Below are 3,005 nucleotides of genomic sequence, written 5' to 3'. Positions count from 1 at the left end.
GTGTTGTCTAAGCCCGTCTGGAGCCCCTGGAAGCTCATGTTGTGCTGGTTCCTCGCCATCGCCTGTGTGAAGATGTTGGCGGGGGTGCCGTCACCGGACCAGCCCTTTACCGTCCGGTGCACGTGGACGCCGGAGCCTGCGCCCGAGATCGCCGTTATGCTTACGGTACAGGCGCCGTTGCCGCTCCCGCCGGAGGTGCTGGAAGTCCCGACTGCGTAGTTTTGACCTCCGGAAGTCAAGGTCAGGCCGGTTACCGCGCCGGTACTGTTCGTGCCTGTAATTTGAACCGTACAGAGCGTGCCCGTGCCGCCGGTAGTGGCAAGCCCCGCGGCCGGCTGGTAACCCGTGCCCGCGGCATTCAGGGTTATGCCTGATACCACACCAGTGCCAGCCACGCCGGTAATATTCAACGTACAGCCGGAGCCGCCGGCCGGGCTCACGGTAGTGGCCTTCCCGGTGCCCGTCGTGTAAGTCTGACCGCCGGTAAGCAAAGTGACCCCGGTTACCTGGCCGTTAGCCCCGGTCGCCGTTATGTTCACCAAAAGGCCCGTGCCCGTGCCGCCGATGGTAGCCAACGCGGTACCCGTCGTATATCCAGTGCCGCCAGTGGTCAAGCTTATCGCGTTTGGCACGGTATGATATGTAGGTCTTCCAGTGGTTGAACCGCTATAGCCACTGCCGGTGGTATATACCGACACGCCTGTTACCACACCGGCATTCACGCTCGTTACCTGAACAGAGCCGTCCCTGCTCGGTCCGCCCGACCGGTAAACGTCGAGGATGTCGCCCACCGCATAACCGGAGCCACCCGCAACCACGGCGGCGGTGAGGATGGCAGTCCCTGATACTGTCGGTGTAGATATCGTACAGCCCGTCCCTGTCCCGGTAGTACCCGTCACTGTGACCGTGGCGTTATTTCCGGAGCCAGCCTGCTGGATAGTCAGTACGTCATTGGCAGTATTTACCTGAGTTGCACCACCGTCAGGGTTCATAACCGTATAGCCTTTGCCAGCCGTGTTAATGGTCGCTGCGGTGACCGGGCCGCCATTCATTATGCCCGTTACCGTAGCCGTGCCGCCCGTGCCGCCCGTTGTAACGGTAAGCACGTCGTTGACGCTATACCCGCTGCCGGCCGCGGTCGGCGCTGCTGCAAGGGTGGTTATGGCGCCTGTGGGGACCAGGCCGGATACCGTAACCGTACCGCCCGAACCGCCAGCCTGCGTTATGGTAAGGACGTTGCCGCTTCCATATCCGCTGCCGCCCGCCGTGGGCACAGGGTTGACGCTGGTGATGGGGCCGCCGGCGATACCCGTCACCTTGACCTGGCCGCCCGTTCCGGTAGTAGTCAGGTTAAGGATATCGTTGACCTTATATCCCGTGCCCGCCGCCACAGGAGTGGCGTTGATGGTGGAGACGGAGTTGGACGGGTCGGCGATGTTCCTTAAGCCCACGTTGGTGGTGCCCCCGTTATGGCAGCTTAGGCAGAGGCCGGCGAACTGCGCCGTCGTCTGGGTCATCCTGCGCGCCGTTACGTTCGTGTATATCCTGAGGGAGACGGCGGTGTCGTTCACCGTGCCGCCGGAGGCCGTCAGGTAGTTGGTGCCGAACGTGTTGTCGTCTATGAAGTAGCCGTCGTGTCCGGTGCCGCCGGTGCCGAAGCCCGAAGACGCCTTGCCCTTGCCGAAACCGGCGCCCACGTATACCGGGTTGTTATAGCTGAAGCTCGGGTTATCCCTCACCGGGTACTTGGAGCGCAAGGCGCTGAGGGAGTTCACGTTGGGGTCAGCGGTCGTCCCCGTGCTGCCCTGCTTTGGCGCCCTGTCCTCCTTGTAAGGCGAGGTCATCCAGGTCCCCTTCAGGGCCGGCAGCTGGTACGCCGCATTCGCCCCTGTCACGCCGTGCGGGTCGTGGCACTTCACGCAGCGGCCGTTTATCTGCACGTCGCCGTTGTCCGTCCTGAGGTCGTCCGTGGCCAGGGGCGCGCTCTTCCCGAAATGGCCGCCCTTCTGCGTGCCCGCGCCATTACCCGAGCCCGCGGTCTTGTAGGAGAAGCTGCCGGTCCAGGTGTCGGCCGTCTGCCACCTGCCTGCGTCGTAGTAGCCCTCGATGGCCGACTTGTTCTTGAAGGTTGTCATCGTCTTGGGGGCCTTCGCGTTGTCGCCCAAGTGGCAGTCGAAGCATTGCGCGGACGACGCGGAGTACTGCTGCGTCCCGGTCGCAAGCTCCGTCGGCATGTACCTCTTTACCGTGAACGAGGCCGACGTGGTCGTGTACTCCTTCAAGATGCCGCCATCGTAGCCGCCGACTGCCGACGAGTAGCTCGTGAGGGCCTTGGCGTTGAACGAGCCGACCCTGGAGCCGTGCGAGTTGTGGCAGTCGAAGCAGGCGACCTTCGGCTGCGTCGCAGTCTTGTCGTCCGACCAGAGGCGGCTCTTCGCCACGTCCCTCTGGTTTACGTCCGGGTTGCCGTGCGGCGAGTACGCCTTGGTTATCTGCGGGACCACGTTGTAGACCATCGGGTCGTACTTGCTGAACGTCGTAGTGCCCGCGTTGCTGTACCTCGCCTCGATCGAGGTCCCGTTGTCATAGATATTGTACGCAGTAGGCTTTTTTCTGTCGCCAGAATCCTTATAAGGAGTTGAGTTCGCGTTCGCCCTGCTATGGCATCCGAGGCATACGGCATTCAAACTCGTCGAGTTTGACCGCGTCTTGCCCGCTGACGAGCCGTACCCTGTCGTGAAGTTGACATAAGACGCCGGTGTCATGCCCGCGATGCTGGTCCCGCCGATAAAGGTCTGGTTTGTCCAGGCTTTCAGGACGACCGCTTTGCCCGCAAGGTTGTGGTACGTGCCGTTCTGCGAGCCGTCGGCATTTGCCTCAGCGTGACAGAACGCACAGCTCTTTGTGCTGATGTTCGCCCAGGTCGCGCTGATATGGTGCGACTTCTTCGCAAATGAATCAGAGATGATCTTCCTGCCGTTCTGGCTGGAGTTGTGGCATGCCTT

The 3,005-nt window shown here is 62.1% G+C and carries 1 pseudogene; it reads right to left on the bottom strand.

Going from position 1 to position 3,005, the window contains the following annotated elements:
* Nucleotides 1-3,005, bottom strand: a pseudogene (locus tag EPO09_RS21585) (hypothetical protein); the annotation flags it as partial.

The organism is Aquabacterium sp., from assembly GCF_004297345.1.
Taxonomy (GTDB): domain Bacteria; phylum Pseudomonadota; class Gammaproteobacteria; order Burkholderiales; family Burkholderiaceae_C; genus Aquabacterium.
This window is presented reverse-complemented; position numbering and strand designations above follow the sequence as displayed.